This is a genomic window from Corynebacterium sp. ES2794-CONJ1, from assembly GCF_025660615.1.
GTDB lineage: Bacteria > Actinomycetota > Actinomycetes > Mycobacteriales > Mycobacteriaceae > Corynebacterium.
The window spans coordinates 46,030-61,407 of the sequence record NZ_JAOTIM010000004.1; the positions used below are offsets into that span (position 1 = coordinate 46,030).

A 15,378-nucleotide genomic window follows, 5' to 3' on the forward strand; every position below is an offset into this window, starting at 1 on the left:
AATCTTCCCCAAGAATTTCAATGCGCGGGTTTACCGATAGCGTTGCAGCGGGCTATCTTGGGGTAGAACTGATGTACTGTACTCAACGAATTCTAAGGCTCAAGTGTGTTTAATCCACTCGTGTGGTTGAAAACTGTCGCAATGCAAGGCGGCAGATATTCCACGATCGATACCGCGAAGGCAGCGCCGCCGCCTTCGCCGCTCGCCCCTATTGATCTCACCAACCCCGTAGAGGTGGCCGGGGTCATGGATCTGGCAGCGCGCATCGGTGATATTTTTCTCTCTGCGGGGACATCGAATCGCGATACCGTCGCCTATATTCAAGCAGTGACCACCTCCTACGGGCTGCACTACACCCACGTAGACATCACTCTTAATACGATCACTATCTTCTCCACTATTGGGGTAGAGAAAAAGGTGCCACTGAGTGTTTTCAGAGTGGTCAGCCGCATGAATGTAGATTTCTCGAAACTCAGCGAGATCGACCGCCTCATCCGATCGATCCGCGGTGGCGCTACTCCGCCACAGGTTGCCGAGAAGATCCTCAACGAACTTTTTCAGACTCCCTCGCGGCGCACCTTCCGGCGTAGCCTCTTAGGGTGGGGTGGCATGGGAGCGGCCGTTGCAGTAGGCGCAGGGGGTGGATTCGCGGCAGCAGTGATCAGTTTTATTATCGCCGTGCTCATTCAATGGAGCTCCGCTGTGCTGGCCCGGCATAATCTGCCTACCTTTTTCCAGATGCTACTCGGGGGGTTCATCACCACCGTTCCAGCTGCCTTGACCTATCAAATCACCTTAAATAACGCCTCGCCGATCTTTCCTTCGCATATTATCGCAGCGGGCATTGTGGTGATGCTCGCCTCGCTCTCACTCGTGCAATCCATGCAAGACGGAATGATGGGGGCTCCTGTGACCGCGAGTGCCCGTTTCTTTGAAACGATGCTCTCTACCGGTGCCATCGTGGCAGGCGTGGGTGCCGGACTCCAGGTGAGTGAATTTTTAGGGATTACTCTCCCTCCGCTGGAAAATCTGAGCCTCTTAAGTTTTACTTCAGCCACGGTCAAGCTGCTGGCCGGAGGGTTTGCTGCCTTCTCGTTCGCGGTTGCATGCCGAGCGGAGTTCTCGAGTACTGTGGCGGCGGCTTTTAACTCTATGCTTGGGCTTTTTGTTTATTATTTCCTGGTTCTACCCTTTGGCCTCAGCGAGATTATCGGAGCTGCCATCGCTGCCTCTGTTATTGGTTTGGCTGGAGGTTTAATTGCCAGGCGTTTTCTCATCCCCCCGCTCATTACCGCGGTCTCGGGTATCACTCCGTTACTTCCTGGCCTGGCTATTTATCGGGGAATGTACGCAGCCTTGAATGAACAGGTACTGCTGAGTTTCACCAATATTTCCGTAGCTCTCTCGGTAGCGGCAGCACTTGCCAGTGGCGTTGTATTTGGTGAATGGATGGCACGAAGGATACGCCGGAAACCACGATTGAATTTCTACGGATCTTTCAAAACCTATGGTAAGCCGGTGGCACGCAGTAAAAAACCGCCGCTAAAAAATAAAGACAAGAAGTGACCGTGTCACCCTTGACGCTTTCACAAGCTTAAAAGCTCTGCTAGAATGTGTCTTTTGCATGATTGTGAACAAAATATATTCTCACAAAGGAGAAGGCTTTGCCACCGAAGGTCACTGATACCAGAACCCCTGCGGAGTCCCTGCACGCGGTGGAAGCGGAAACTGCAGCAGCTGCTCGGAAAGTAGTGGCTTCTTATGCTCACGATTTCTTCGACGGCGTCACCTTAATGTGCATGCTGGGGATCGAAACTGAGGGCCTCAACTACCAAAAGGTTGCCGCCGACCACGAGGCAGCTCTCGCCCCGAAGAAGGTTACTAAGAAGGCTAAAGCAACTAAGAAGGCCTCAAAAAAGACCACCACTAAGAAGGCCTCAAAAAAGACCACCACTAAGAAGACAACGAAGAAAACCACCGCTAAAAAGACAGCGGCTAAAAAAACCACTGCTAAAAAGGCAACAAAGAAAGCGACGAAGAAGACTACCAAGGCTACTCAGGCCTAAGGCCCGCACGAAGGTATCGCGGTAGCATTATTACACCACCTTCTCCTCCAAACTTTTTGGGGGAGATTTTTTAAGAGGACTAAGATGCATGAATTCCCCTCACGCGCCCACAGGCACCCATGATTTCGTGGTGGTGGCTAACCGACTACCGGTAGATTTGACTATTGATAACCTTGGGGCCTCCACGTGGAGCCCGAGCCCAGGTGGACTGGTTAGTGCCTTGTCCCCCATCTTAAGCAAACACTCCGGGTGTTGGGTGGGATGGCCCGGAGCCATCGTAGAAAAACTAGAACCCTTTCATACCGATAACGGCATTCTCCTCCATCCTGTGGAGTTGACTCGCGTCGATTACGAGAATTTCTATGAGGGCTTTTCTAATGCCACGCTATGGCCGCTGTACCACGACCTTATTGTAAGCCCAGAATATCGCTACGATTGGTGGCAGTCGTATCACGCGGTGAATGTGAAATTTGCCGAAGAGGCTGCCAGTGTTGCAGCCCCCGGGGCTACGGTATGGGTCCAAGATTATCAGCTCCAGCTCGTACCTGGCCTCTTGCGGGAGCTGCGCCCTGATCTGACTATTGGGCTGTTTTTACATATTCCGTTCCCAGCCCCGGATCTTTTTCGCCAGCTGCCGTGGCGCACCGATATCCTGGCGGGCATGTTGGGCGCTGACCTCATCGGTTTCCACCTGATATCCAATGCCCAAAATTTCCTCGATATTGTCGATCGCTACCATCCAGAGCGAGTCAGTGGATCCGTAAAGGTCCGCCAGCCAAACGCTACAATTCACACCGATGATGATCGCGTAGTTAAAGTGGCCGCCTTTCCAATCTCTATTGATCCTGAGCCCTTTGTATCAGCCCACGTAGACAGAACTCGTGTACGTAGGGAGATGGGTAATCCCGAGACACTCATTTTGGGAGTTGACCGCCTAGACTATACGAAGGGGATTTTACAGCGACTGGAGGCCTTGGAAAGTTTACTCGAGGAGGGGTTGATTGATCACCGCACCAGCTTTGTTCAGATCGCCACTCCTTCCAGAGAGCGCATCGACCACTATCAGGCCACGCGCAGCAAAGTTGAAGAGGCCGTTGGTCGCATCAATGGGCGCTTTGGGGCGCTAGGTAAGCCTGTGGTGAGCTACCATCATGCATCGCTGTCGAAGGAGCGTCTGATCGAGCTCTATAGCGCCGCCGATATTATGCTGGTCACCCCATTCAAGGACGGCATGAATTTGGTGGCTAAAGAGTATGTTGCTTGCCACGGAGACGGGTCTGGGGCGTTGGTGCTCAGCGAATTTGCTGGCGCAGCCACCGAGCTCGTCGACGCATATTTGTGCAATCCCTTCGATAGTGAATCTATTAAGGCTGAGATTCATAATGCGATGATGGCACTAGCAACGCAACCGGAAATCCCCCAGAAACGGATGCTCACCATGTACCAGCAGGTTATAACGCATGATGTTGATCTGTGGGCTCGCTCCTATCTCGACGCTTTGAAGGAATCTTCCCGATGAAACAACGTCTCTTACTCGTGGGTATTCTTGCGCTATCCGCGTGCGCACCCACCCCCACCCTAGTAGGCACCACATGGCAAGTCACCGATGTGTTTAGTAGCGCAGATCTGCCCTCGACCCTTCCAGATGATAATGCAACGAAGGTGACTATCAGTTTTGGTAATTCCACCATTGTGGGCTTCAGCGGATGTTCGCAGTTTACAGCAACAGCTAACTATAAAAAGGATTCCGCTCCGGCGCTCATCGATGAGGCTACAACTGTGAGCTTCTCGGACTTTTCCATTTCCCCCCAAGATGAGCTCGTATGCACAGCTAAGACACGCTATATCCACGATGCACTACAGGATATTCTCACGACGGGCCCGCTCGAGATTACCCGCCCGCAGCCCGCTAGCATGGTGCTGCGTGAACCGCTGACAGCATCGGTGGAACCGAGAGCTATTGGATTGGCACTCCCATGATCGCCGAAGCCCCTTCCCTTCTGGTCATCTCTGATTTCGACGGAACTTTGGCAGAATTCTCTCCTGACCCCACCCATGTTCCCGTGAACCAGCGCGCCATGGCAGCCTTGAAGAATTTAAGTGTTCTGCGTGATACCACGGTTGCCATTCTCTCCGGGCGCGATCGCCGCGGCCTGGCGAGCGTATCTGGGCTAGATCCACGCGGTGATATCATTCTGGCCGGCTCCCATGGGGCCGAGTCCGAGCTCCTCGCCACCACGATGAGCCCCGAACGAGCCACGGCACTCGATAAGGTCACGGAGCGATTTGAAGAACTTATTGCAGATCTACCTGGCGCCTTTGTTGAATACAAGCCCTTTCATCGCGTTCTCCACCTCATGGCCGCCGATCAGCACAAGTCTGCCGATATTGCGGCCTTAGCCCAAGCCGTCGATATTCCAGGGGTTACTATTGCGCCTGGCAAAAATATAGTCGAAGCTGGGGTCTTAGATATCAACAAAGGTTCATGGATCCGCATAGCCACCTCGGTGTACCAACCCGATGCTGTCATTTTCTTAGGCGATGATACGACCGACGAAGATGGCTTTGACGTCTTGCGCCCGTGCGATCTATCAGTCAAGGTAGGTGAAGGATTCACCCACGCCAGGAAACGCGTGGCCGATTGTGCAGCAGTAGCAGACCTCCTCGAGGACCTATACCTCCAGCGTCAGGAGTTTTTATCCTCATCTGGGGAAGCGACTGTTTGACCAGGATTATATCCCACCTCAAGAAGAGTTCGCTGACTGATCTCTTTTCCCTGCAGTTGCTGAAAAAGAATGCGCCCAGCCCACTCCCCCTTGAGCTTATTGGGTTGGATGACGGTGCTGAGATCCTTTATCAGTGCTGTGCTCGTGCCGTCAAAACCGGTCAGAGAGAGCTGTGCTGGAATGGACATACCGTGATCTCGGGCGTAGGCCATTACTCCCAAAGCCATAGTGTCAGTGGTGCATAAAATGGCGGTCAGATGGGGATGGCTTCCTAGCAACTCAGCAGCTGCCTGGTAGTTATTCTCCATATCGTTGAGATGGCGCTCGATGATGGGCACGTGCTGCGGATCAATTCCGGCTGCCGCGAAGACCTCAAGGGCACCGAGCACGCGATCACGTTGCACATGATGCTTGGCCTGGCGGAGCCGATCGGGAAGAACTGGCCCATTATTTGGCTGTGGTGAAAGGCGGATACACAATATTCCGATTGATCGGTGGCCAGCATGGATAAGCGCCTGGGCTGCGGGAGCAATAGCTTTTTTATCGTCTATTCCCACAAAGGGAAAGCGCAGATCACCCTTGGGTTGATCGCAGATGACCCCAGGTAATCCGCGGCGCTCCACAGCGCGAAGAAAGGGTTCATCCGCTGCCACCGAGTAGATGACAAAACCATCGACCACAGCCTGGTTGAGTAAATCCACGGAATCATTCTCTGCGTGGGGACCTACAGGTATGAGAGTTAAGGAGGTTTGGCTTCCCGTCGAAGCAGTGGCCATACCCGCGAGGAAATCAACCGAAGCCATATCCTCAAATGCGTAGGTCATATGCTCGGTGAGTAGCACCCCCACGCTCCCAACCTCTTTGGTGCGCAATCCGCGTGCCATGGGGTCCGGGCCTGGGTAGCCGCGCTTGGCTGCGGTGGCTAGGATTTTCCTCCGCAATTGTGGGGATAACTCTTCGGGGCGGTTATAGGCATTGGAGACTGTGGTGCGCGAGACTCCAAGTTCGGCTGCAAGGGAGGCGAGGGAACTTCTGCGGACACGCTTTTTCTCCATACTCTTTAGGCTACTGCCTAAAATAGGACAGTATGAGTATAGAGCGGGCCGTATTTCACACCTCAACCGGCCAAGAGCGCCAGTACCTTTTCAACCCAGCGGCGCAACCTAGTGGAGATATCTTCATCTTTCTTCACGGATCCACGCAATCAGCGCAGGTAATCCGCCACTTCAGTGGCAACCAGTGGGACCGGCTCAACGATTACGGCCTCCACGTTATTTACCCCGAGGGAATCGGACGGCACTGGAATGACGGAAGAAAATACTTCGCTGAGCGCACCCGACTCCTCGAAACTGACGATGCTGCCTTTATCAACGAACTAGCCCGATCCATAGCCCCCAACGGGCGAGTATTCTGCGGCGGATTTTCCAATGGCGGCCATATGGTCTTTCGGTTGCTCCACGAATACCCAGGGCTAATATCTGGCGCTCTCATAATCGGTGCCACGCAACCGGTGGCGGAAGAATTCTTGTGTAGCGCACACGGCTATATCCCTACGCCGACACTTTTGATGCACGGCACCGATGATCCCATCATTCCCTTCGCTGGTGGCGATATTCAGTTGGTATCCCGCAATAATCGCGGGCGCGTCCTGGGCTTAGAGGACACCGCCCACTATTATGCAGTCTTGAATCGAGAAAACCGCCCAGCCACACGGGTGACGGGCTTAAGCGGCTATCAGTATCTCGATTATGGCAGTGTAGTGGCCTATATTCTCGAGGGCGTCGGCCACCATATTCCTACGGCACAACCAGTTGAATCAACGGTGCTAGGCCCTGGAACTGATCGCTTTGAGGCCGTTGACGCAGCGATAGATTTCTTCGGTTTTCAGCGCGCTTAACGACGACGCTGACGAGCGAATTCGCTGAGTACGACACCTGCGGCCACGGAGGCATTGAGGCTTTCTACCCAGCTGGCCATGGGAATACTCATCAGTTCATCACAGTTTTCCCGCACGAGGCGCGAAATCCCTTTTCCTTCGGACCCCACCACGATGACCACATTATCGGTGCCATCATAGTTATCTAGCGTGGCATTGCCGCCGGTATCGAGCCCGACCACTTGGTAGCCACTACGTTGGAATTCTTTAATCGTACGGGTGATATTCGTGGCTTTAGCAACGGGCATTCTCGCAGCGGTACCGGCGGAGGTACGCCAAGCCACTGCGGTCACGGACGCGGACCGGCGCTCAGGGATGACCACTCCGTGGCCTCCAAAGGCTGCAACGGATCGGATCACCGCACCCAAGTTACGCGGATCGGTGATATTGTCGAGCACCACAATCATGCCTTTTTCCCCAGATTCGCGCACCTTAGTGATGAGATCGTTCACGTCAGCGTATTTATATGGGGGGATTTCTAAACCGATGCCTTGATGCATCCCATTCCCGGTCATCCGGTCCAACTCGTGGCGAGCTACTTCAATCAGCGGAATCGAACGCGCGTGGGCTATCTGGACCGCCTCACTGAGACGGTTATCATTCCGCGTCCCTTCACTGATATACAAGGCCGTGGCTGGTACCCGTGCGTGTAGGCATTCAACCACAGGATTGCGTCCTACGACGAGTTCATGCTGATCATCTTTTTGGTGCCGGCCACTATTGCGACGCTCGCGCTCTAGTTTGCGCTTATGGGCCTGATGGTAGACCCGGTCTTCGGCCTTAGGGGTAGGACCTTTTCCGGCTAAGCCACGGCGTCTGACTCCGCCCGATCCTTTTTGAGCGCCCTTCTTATTTGTTTTCCGCAAACCGGGACGATTAGGTTGATTACCTGCCATTATTTTGGTCCTTTTGTGTAGTTAAAAAGCGCGCTTAGAGCGACCACTCGGGTCCGTCGGGTGTATCAGTGACGGTGATACCCGCTTGGGCGAGGCGGTCGCGGACTTCGTCGGCAAGCGCAAAATTCTTATCCTGCCGCGCCTGAGTGCGGCGCTGCAATTCGGCCTCGATGAGAACCTCGAGAGCATGGTGGGCGGCAGCAGAGTGCTGGTTTTCGCCACGCCACTGCTCACTGAGTGGATCGATGCCCAATACGGAGGTCATAGCGCGAACGGTGGCGGCGATTGCGCGTGCGCGTTCGGGGTTTTTCTCTGCCAGCGCCTTATTGCCAGCCCGGACCTGGTTGTGAATATCGGCAAGTGCACGCGGAACCGCGAGATCCTCATTCATAGCGGCTTCAAATTCTTCGGTCCACTCTCCAATCTCCACATCGGGGAAGCGGTGGATGAATGTCTCGATTCGTCGGTAGCCGCTGGCCGCCTCGACAAGTGCCGCTTCTGAGTATTCCAATACGGAGCGGTAGTGTGCGGATCCTAAATAGTAGCGCAGTTCCACGGGTCGCACTGTGCTGAGGATCTCAGGAACGCTCAGGATATTGCCTAGGGATTTACTCATTTTCTCGCCCGCTAAGGTCACCCAATGATTATGCATCCAATACTGGGCAAAGCCATCGCCTGCGGCGTGAGATTGAGCAATCTCATTCTCGTGGTGCGGGAATTGTAAATCGAGGCCACCTGCGTGGATATCAAATTTTTCTCCGAGATACCAGGTGGCCATCGCGGAGCACTCTAGGTGCCACCCGGGACGCCCGTCGCCCCACGGGGTCGGCCAGCTCGGCTCACCAGGTTTGCTCGCTTTCCACAGAGCGAAGTCGAGTGGCGATTTCTTGCCTGGATGCTCGGATTCGCACATGTCCATATCTGCTACTTTATTGCCAGATAGGGAACCATAATCCGAGCCTGCGGCGCTAACCCATGCAGTGACATCGAAATAGACCGAACCTGCGACCGCATAAGCAAAGCCGCGGTCGATCAGGCGCTGCATATAATCAATCATCTGGGTGATATGTCCGGTTGCGCGCGGCTCTACAGATGGAGGAAGCACACCCAGTTGCTGGTACGCGGAGGTGAATTCGCGCTCGTAGGTGCTCACCCATTCCCACCACGGCCGATTATTCTCTGCCGCTTTGGTGAGAATTTTATCGTCGATATCAGTGACGTTGCGTACAAAAGCTACATCGAGCCCTTGGGCTATGAGCCAGCGGCGCAGAATATCGAAGGCAACCCCAGAGCGCACGTGGCCGATATGGGGTTGGCTTTGGGGAGTGGCACCACACAGGTAGATCGTGGCGTGCCCTGGTTGAAGGGGCTCGAAGTCTCTTAACGTTCGGGTACCTGTGTCAAAGATGCGTAAATTCACACCATCAGTCTAGATTATCCACCCCATAACCGCATGTATCAGATCGTTCGATAAAAATTCCCCTAGCGCTTATACGCTAGGGGAAGGGCCTTTATTAATGTTAGGCAAGGGAAACAGTTGCGATCTCGTCCTGGGCCGAGGCTCTGTTGGCATTTACTACCACAGATTTGACCTGCTTCTTATTGGTCATTACCACAGGCGTCACAAGGTCTTTCCCAGCGGCGCGCACTGCTGCGGCATCCACTCGAATAATAGGTTGACCAGCAGTAACTTTGTCGCCCTTTGCGGCTAATTGGCTAAAGCCTTCGCCCTTGAGCTCCACCGTATCGAGGCCAATATGGACCAGCACCTCGAGGCCTTCATCAGTTTTGAGTGCGAAGGCATGCAGGGTTTTGAACAAGGTTGCAATGGTACCGGTGACGGGGCTGAGAACTTCAAAGGTTTCGATATTCTCATCGGGGACCACGGCGAAGCCTTCGCCCAACATGCCGCCTGCAAAAACCGCATCCGGCACTTGGTCGATGGGTATGACTGCACCAGAAAATGGAGCGCTGAGCTTAACTTTCTTCTTGCCGAATCCAAACACTAGATTTCCTTTTCTCCTTCGAGAGCCACCTGATGGCCCTTGAGTTGGCGGGCTACCTCGTCGTAGACGAATTGCACCTTCGGCCCAATGATCACCTGAACATTTTTCTGCGATGGGCGGATAACTCCCGCGACCCCGGCGCGCTTAATAACTTGTTCGGACACCTGGGTATTATCTTTAACAACTACACGTAGACGGGTTGCACAGTAGTCGATATTCTCCACATTGGAGCCACCACCGAGGCCATCGATGATGATGCGGGAGGCCGTTGCAACTTCTTCGTCGGTGTCCATGGTAGCTTCCGAAACCTCGGTATCTTCATCTTCGCGGCCAGGAGTGCGCATATTGAGCCATCCGATGAGGGCGTAGAAGACGAAATAGTACACCGCGAAATAGACCACACCCATAACGAGTAGCATCCACCACTCGTTGGCCAGCGGGTTCTGCGAGGAGAGCGCCATATCCACAGCGCCTGCGGAGAAGCCGAAACCGGCGGTCCAGTTCATCGAGGCGGCGATAGCCACCGAGATGCCGGTGAGTAATGCGTGGACTAAGAAGAGCAACGGGGCCACGAACATAAAGGAGAATTCAAGAGGCTCGGTCACCCCGGTAAAGAAGGAAGCAAGAGCGCCTGCCATCATCAGGGAACCGACGACTTTACGACGCTCAGGGCGAGCGCGCAGCGTGATAGCAAGAGCAGCACCTGGCAAGCCGAACATCATGACTGGGAAGAAACCAGCCTGGTAACGACCAACGTATCCGACCGCTTCGCAGACGGTACCGGTCCAATTGCCCGGGCAGGAGGCAGCGTCGGTGGCGCTAGCGGCAGCGGCGATTGTTTCTCCACCCTTAAGGAAGTTGCCGATATCGTTGATACCAATGACGTCGAACCAGAAGATCGAGTTCAAAGCGTGATGCAAACCGGTGGGGATCAGAAGCCGGTTAGCAAAACCGTAGATGCCGGCGCCAAGTGCGCCGAGACTTTGAATGGACTCACCGAAGTCGAAGAGGATGTGATAGACGAAAGGCCAGACGATATAGAGAATGCCGGCGAGCACGATAGAGAAGATCGAAGTGAGGATCGGCACTAAGCGACGGCCGGAGAAAAAGGCCAGGTAATCGGGAAGTTTGGTGTTGTGGAAACGGTTATAGACCCACGAGGCGAGGATGCCGACGATAATGCCAAAGAGGACATTTTTATTTCCTACCGCACCCCACCCGTAGGAGAGCCATTCGAGTTTGCCTGCCCCGTCAAGAGAATCAACATCGATGCCCTTATAGCCAGCGACGGCGCTGGCATTGAGCAAACTTGTTACTGTCATAAACCCGATAAAGCCGGAGAGGGCGGCGGCGCCATTGGAATCCTTGGCGAGGCCGTAGGAAATAGCCACGGCGAAGATGAGGCCGAGGTTATCAAGCACGGCTGCCCCGGATTTGATGAGGATGGCGGCTGCAAGGCTGTTTTCTCCCCACCCATTCGGGTCAATCCAATAACCGATACCCATAAGCAGAGCGGCGACCGGCAGGACGGCGACAGCTCCCATCAAAGCTTTACCGAGTTTCTGCAGACCGGTAAAGACTGCGTCTTTCATGATCTGTCCTTTCTATAGTTGAGGTGCCGACATATGATGATCCTGCATCAGCCCGTGGAGGAAAACCGCGAGATAAGCAGCTTCTCCACCGGCTGTGGGAGGAAAATCAGGGCTACCGAGAATACGGCAGATAAGCTGCCGTGCGAGGGAATATTCTGTATGCAATTGTTGGGCAATCACGGGTTGAGCTGCATTGCTGCGTACTATTCCCCCGCGAAGTCGACGAATCAGGCGAGCGATGGTGGGCTCGAGCCCGGAATCGAAATGGTCAAGATCATAAGCCGATAGATTCAAACCTTCGCGAATAAATCGAAGATATGAGGCGAGTTCATTAGCGGCGGCTAGGGAATTACGCACACTGGTTCCGCTGAGGGCGGCATTGAGGTGCAGCGCAATAAAGCCAGCTTCGCTCTTGGGCAGGGGTGTCCCGTCCAGCTGAGAATTGATATATTGCAACATCACCTCAGCGGCGGAGTACTCCAAGGGGAAAACCGCTCGAATTTCCCCGGTAATACCATTGCTGAGTAATTCATCTCGTTGCGCTCGTTCTAGGGCGAAGACGAGGTGCTCAACTAACAGAACATAGACGCTGGGATGAAGGGGCCCTAAAATATCGGTGGCGAGATCCAAGGCTTGGGAAAAATGTTCGATGAACTCGGTATCTATGGCATTTAATGATTCGAAGAATTGCGCTTGCTCTGGGCTGAGGTGGACGAAGCGTTGGTGCTGCGCTGAGAATGTGATGATATCGCCTGATTTGGCTTGGAAACCCACACCCTTAGCCACGAGGACCTGAGGGATCGTGCCCACGGTGACGAGGACAGCGTTATTACTCAGTACGCGCTTGATTTGGGCGGACTCAGTGGGGTTTAGGGTATCACTCACGGTAGAAACGCCTTCAATAGAGACTTAGCTAAAGGTATGCCAAGTGCTGGGAAACGTTCGCTTACCTCGGTTATGCCTGATCCAGCTATGCTGCTATCTGGTCAGTGACACCCAAAGTTGTTTGTATTATGTATCGATAAATGAATAAAACTCAAGGGAGGGGTGTTAGATTTTGCGGACTTTTACCCCCAACTGTGACCTATACGCAGAAATGCCTTTATCTGAGCGTCCATTTAACTGCCTTTAGTTATTAAAGTACTTAAATCTTTAGGTAACCATGCTTGATAGCCACTGGATGAAGGCTAGCGCCCCATCGCTGGCTCTTATCGCCGACTGCTCTTAGCGCACATGTCCCACCAGCGAGCGCACTCGATTCGCCGCTTCCTTTCCGGCGCAGATATCAACCCACCTAGAATCGTTCGGCTTCTCGATCAGTCTGCTACCCATACCACCGCGGTTGCGATGGCTGCCCGACCCTCGCCGCGTCCGGTAAAGCCCATATGGTCGGTGGTGGTGGCCGATAACGACACTGGGGCGCCTACGATCGTCGACATTTTCGCTTCGGCTTCTTCGCGCCTGGGCCCCATCTTCGGGGTCTGTCCCACTAATTGCACAGCGGCGTTACCGATCACGAAACCCTTAGACTCAAGCAGCTCACGGCATTCTTTCAACAATCTAGCACCGGAGACATTGTCATATTCTTTGCGGCCTACTCCAACGAAGGATCCAAGATCGCCAAGATTCGCCGCTGAGAGGAGGGCGTCGACAAGAGCGTGCGCCACGACATCACCATCGGAATGTCCCTCGCAGCCGGATTCGTGGGGGAATAACAGACAGGCTATCCAGCATGGTTGAGCGGAATCGATCTGGTGGGCGTCGGTTGCGATTCCAACACGGGGGATTATGGGCTTAGTCATCGGGGACCTCAAATATTGTCGGTTCCGCCTCATCAGTGACGGCTTTGGCCAGCATATAGTCGATGGGAGTGGTGATTTTAAAGGCCATGGGGTCACCCGCCACACAACTAATAGGCACCCCAAACCACTCCATGAGGGAGGCATCATCGGTGGCCTGGAAGTGCGGTGGCCCAGAAAAGTAGGCTGCATTCGCCGCGCGAGCTGTTTGAAGGTCGAGACCTTGCGGGGTTTGCACTGCTCGTAAGCTCTCGCGGTCGAGGGTGCGCTCCACGGTATCGCCTTCAACCACCTTGATGGTATCTGTTACAGGCAGCACCGGGATTACTGCTTTATACCCTTGCAAAACGGCCCGCGCCACCCTGGCAATCATGCCGGGCGGTGTGAGAGCGCGCGCTGCGTCGTGGACGAGCACAACCGCTTCTGGGTACGCGATCGCTTGGATCCCCTCCCACACTGAATCAGCCCGTTCACCACCGCCAAAAACTAAGCGCACGGGTATTTCAGCGTGAAGCAGACCAGCTCGCTCCAGAATCGCATGAGCATGTGCTTCCATCGCTGGGCTAATGATAACGATGACTTCATCGACAACACCAGAGTAAATCATGGCGCGTACTGAGCGCTCGATGAGGGTTTTCCCCCGTAGTGCCACATAGGCTTTGGGAAGATCAGCGCCAAGACGTGAGCCCTTGCCCGCCGCTGCGATAAGAGCCACCACAGGACGGGCAGGAAGCTGAGTTACCTGATCTACACGACCACCCATCGTTATATTTTGGGGTCCTAGTCTTTATCGTCGAAGCTCAGATCGTCGAGTTCCACGGGTGTGTCATCGAGATCTTTGGACTCTTGATCGGCCTGGGGGGATACCATCTGGTGGCGGATGATCGTGGCATCCACGTCAGCGAGGATATCTTCTGCCTGTTTCTCATCTTTAATCTGCGCAAGCGCTAATTCACCTACCAGAACCTGGCGCGCCTTTGCCAACATCCGCTTCTCGCCAGCGGATAGGCCCTTCCCCTGATCGCGGCGCCATAAATCGCGCACAACTTCGGCTACCTTATTAACATCACCCGAGGCCAGGCGTTCCTGATTGGCTTTAAAGCGCCTGGACCAGTTACCTGCTTCCTCGACGTCGGTTTCACGCAGGAAACCAAAGACTTTTTGCAGTCCAGCATCGTCGACTACATCTCTGACCCCGACACGCTCGGTATTCTTGGATGGTACGCGCACGACTAAATCAGACTGATGAATCTGCAGGACGAGATATTCAACGGTTTCACCGTTCATCTCGCGCTCTTCGATCGCCTCAATGACGGCTGCACCGTGGTGCGGATAAACTACGGTATCGCCGACTTTGAAATCCATAACCAAGTCTCCTTTATGAGCAAATTTACTTCGGGCTACAATCTTTTCCACATCATCTCAGCTGTCAACCCAGCATTATTGCTAAGCGGTGGCGATTGAAAAAGCGCGCAGTGACCAAATCTTTTCATATACTAACACGTCACAACAACGGGAAATGGATACGAGGAGGTGGCCTTTGCTCGCGGGCTACTGGATATCTCTTCTCAGAGAAGATCAGAATATTATTTAGCTCACAGTTTTTCTGTCTATTCCGTCTTTCCATTGACCCCACATCACACCTTTTAACCACAAAAGTGAAGGCGTCGTCCTAGCTACCGGCTAAAGTGGTAGAGAATCACTATAATTTTCTACCAGCTCAAGAATTTTGTAGCTCCACAGCCATGAACATACCTTTAATTGGAGGACGCGTACCGTGAAGCCTTTTAAATCCACTCGCCGGCTTAGTGCCGCTCTTGTACTTGCCAGCGCTTCGGCCATGGTTCTATCCGCTTGCTCGGCAGGTCAGATCTCTCAGACCTCCAGTCAGGTAGCGGCGGTTGATGGTGCTTCAGCTGAATCCTCCAACGGCGCTATCGCGGTGCGCGACGTGACCGTTCAGGTTGCCCCCGATGGCACCGCTGGGGTGAAATTTACTGCTATTAACCAAGACGACACCAATGCTGATCACACCCTGAAATCCGTCAGCATCGATGGTGTGGAGGCAAGCCTTAAAGGCGATAGCTCTTTAAAGCACGGGTGTAGCTTGGTAGCTAATATCCCCTCTGAAATGAAGAAATTGGTCGAACCTAAGGGCGCTTGCGTCAACCATATCAGCACCACCATTGCTAACCCGGGCTTTTCCTACGGCGGCACCAAAGAGGTGACTTTCGTCTTCGACGATTCCACGATCGTGGTTGATGCCACCACTGCGGCCCCCGTACTCGAATCTGGCCAGCACGACCGCGAACACAGCCATACCGAGCACTAATATTCTTTCCTTTGCTGCGCTGATC

14 protein-coding genes and 1 pseudogene are annotated in these 15,378 nt (G+C 53.9%); 7 read left to right on the forward strand and 8 right to left on the reverse strand.

Features of this window, described 5'->3' with window-relative positions:
* The first annotated feature begins 141 nt into the window (after window positions 1–141).
* The 5 genes from thrE (at window position 142) to otsB (ending at window position 4,792) form a co-directional block, all read left to right on the forward strand.
* Window positions 142–1,566 carry a threonine/serine exporter ThrE gene (thrE, locus tag N7326_RS05950; RefSeq protein ID WP_259079004.1) on the forward strand — a complete coding sequence of 475 codons (1,425 nt, stop codon included), beginning with the start codon at window positions 142–144 and terminating at the stop codon, window positions 1,564–1,566.
* A 98-nt stretch (window positions 1,567–1,664) separates the two neighbouring features.
* Complete coding sequence (locus N7326_RS05955) at window positions 1,665–2,066, forward strand: hypothetical protein (protein WP_263088314.1); 402 nt, start codon at window positions 1,665–1,667, stop codon at window positions 2,064–2,066.
* Window positions 2,067–2,154: 88 nt separating this feature from the next.
* Window positions 2,155–3,585: an alpha,alpha-trehalose-phosphate synthase (UDP-forming) gene (locus N7326_RS05960; RefSeq protein ID WP_259078899.1), complete on the forward strand. Its 1,431-nt coding sequence runs from the start codon at window positions 2,155–2,157 to the stop codon at window positions 3,583–3,585.
* Entirely contained in the window at window positions 3,582–4,046 is a 465-nt protein-coding gene (locus tag N7326_RS05965; protein WP_263088315.1) for an META domain-containing protein, read from the forward strand. Before N7326_RS05960 ends, N7326_RS05965 begins: the two co-directional genes overlap by 4 nt.
* Complete coding sequence (otsB, locus tag N7326_RS05970) at window positions 4,043–4,792, forward strand: trehalose-phosphatase (protein ID WP_259078894.1); 750 nt, start codon at window positions 4,043–4,045, stop codon at window positions 4,790–4,792. Before N7326_RS05965 ends, otsB begins: the two co-directional genes overlap by 4 nt.
* Here the strand turns inward: otsB and N7326_RS05975 are convergent.
* Window positions 4,753–5,847 carry a LacI family DNA-binding transcriptional regulator gene (locus tag N7326_RS05975; RefSeq protein WP_259078892.1) on the reverse strand — a complete coding sequence of 365 codons (1,095 nt, stop codon included), beginning with the start codon at window positions 5,845–5,847 and terminating at the stop codon, window positions 4,753–4,755. The two genes, otsB and N7326_RS05975, sit on opposite strands and share 40 nt — an antisense overlap.
* A 32-nt stretch (window positions 5,848–5,879) precedes the next feature.
* Here N7326_RS05975 and N7326_RS05980 point away from each other — a divergent pair, with 32 nt between their 5' ends.
* Entirely contained in the window at window positions 5,880–6,689 is an 810-nt protein-coding gene (locus tag N7326_RS05980; protein WP_259289486.1) for an alpha/beta hydrolase family esterase, read from the forward strand.
* Here the strand turns inward: N7326_RS05980 and rlmB are convergent.
* The 7 genes and pseudogenes from rlmB to N7326_RS06020 form a co-directional block, all read right to left on the reverse strand.
* The gene (gene rlmB / locus N7326_RS05985; protein WP_259078886.1) at window positions 6,686–7,624 is read right to left on the reverse strand and encodes a 23S rRNA (guanosine(2251)-2'-O)-methyltransferase RlmB; all 939 of its coding nucleotides are present in this window, start codon (window positions 7,622–7,624) and stop codon (window positions 6,686–6,688) included. The two genes, N7326_RS05980 and rlmB, sit on opposite strands and share 4 nt — an antisense overlap.
* Window positions 7,625–7,658: 34 nt before the next feature.
* Window positions 7,659–9,044 carry a cysteine--tRNA ligase gene (gene cysS, locus N7326_RS05990; RefSeq protein ID WP_259078885.1) on the reverse strand — a complete coding sequence of 462 codons (1,386 nt, stop codon included), beginning with the start codon at window positions 9,042–9,044 and terminating at the stop codon, window positions 7,659–7,661.
* Between the two features lie 100 nt (window positions 9,045–9,144).
* Window positions 9,145–11,222 (reverse strand): annotated as a pseudogene (gene nagE, locus N7326_RS06000) (N-acetylglucosamine-specific PTS transporter subunit IIBC).
* Window positions 11,223–11,234: 12 nt separating this feature from the next.
* A complete protein-coding gene (locus N7326_RS06005; protein WP_259078879.1) occupies window positions 11,235–12,107 on the reverse strand; it encodes a PRD domain-containing protein in 873 nt (290 codons plus the stop codon).
* Between the two features lie 431 nt (window positions 12,108–12,538).
* Window positions 12,539–13,024: a 2-C-methyl-D-erythritol 2,4-cyclodiphosphate synthase gene (gene ispF / locus N7326_RS06010; protein ID WP_259078878.1), complete on the reverse strand. Its 486-nt coding sequence runs from the start codon at window positions 13,022–13,024 to the stop codon at window positions 12,539–12,541.
* Window positions 13,017–13,784: a 2-C-methyl-D-erythritol 4-phosphate cytidylyltransferase gene (gene ispD / locus N7326_RS06015; protein ID WP_259158405.1), complete on the reverse strand. Its 768-nt coding sequence runs from the start codon at window positions 13,782–13,784 to the stop codon at window positions 13,017–13,019. The genes ispF and ispD overlap by 8 nt, the downstream gene beginning before the upstream one ends.
* Before the next feature lie 17 nt (window positions 13,785–13,801).
* The gene (locus tag N7326_RS06020; RefSeq protein ID WP_259289487.1) at window positions 13,802–14,386 is read right to left on the reverse strand and encodes a CarD family transcriptional regulator; all 585 of its coding nucleotides are present in this window, start codon (window positions 14,384–14,386) and stop codon (window positions 13,802–13,804) included.
* A gap of 412 nt (window positions 14,387–14,798) precedes the next feature.
* Here N7326_RS06020 and N7326_RS06025 point away from each other — a divergent pair, with 412 nt between their 5' ends.
* Window positions 14,799–15,353, forward strand: coding sequence for a hypothetical protein (locus tag N7326_RS06025; protein ID WP_396125070.1), 555 nt, complete (start codon window positions 14,799–14,801; stop codon window positions 15,351–15,353).
* The last annotated feature ends 25 nt before the right edge of the window (window positions 15,354–15,378 follow it).

Bases quoted from the DNA above. Each gene is read 5' to 3' on its own strand.
- thrE (WP_259079004.1), top strand. From the start codon at position 142: ATGCAAGGCGGCAGATATTCCACGATCGATACCGCGAAGGCAGCGCCG.
- N7326_RS05960 (WP_259078899.1), top strand. From the start codon at position 2,155: ATGAATTCCCCTCACGCGCCCACAGGCACCCATGATTTCGTGGTGGTG.
- N7326_RS05965 (WP_263088315.1), top strand. From the start codon at position 3,582: ATGAAACAACGTCTCTTACTCGTGGGTATTCTTGCGCTATCCGCGTGC.
- otsB (WP_259078894.1), top strand. From the start codon at position 4,043: ATGATCGCCGAAGCCCCTTCCCTTCTGGTCATCTCTGATTTCGACGGA.
- N7326_RS05975 (WP_259078892.1), bottom strand. From the start codon at position 5,847: ATGGAGAAAAAGCGTGTCCGCAGAAGTTCCCTCGCCTCCCTTGCAGCC.
- N7326_RS05980 (WP_259289486.1), top strand. From the start codon at position 5,880: ATGAGTATAGAGCGGGCCGTATTTCACACCTCAACCGGCCAAGAGCGC.
- rlmB (WP_259078886.1), bottom strand. From the start codon at position 7,624: ATGGCAGGTAATCAACCTAATCGTCCCGGTTTGCGGAAAACAAATAAG.
- ispF (WP_259078878.1), bottom strand. From the start codon at position 13,024: ATGACTAAGCCCATAATCCCCCGTGTTGGAATCGCAACCGACGCCCAC.
- ispD (WP_259158405.1), bottom strand. From the start codon at position 13,784: ATGGGTGGTCGTGTAGATCAGGTAACTCAGCTTCCTGCCCGTCCTGTG.
- N7326_RS06020 (WP_259289487.1), bottom strand. From the start codon at position 14,386: ATGGATTTCAAAGTCGGCGATACCGTAGTTTATCCGCACCACGGTGCA.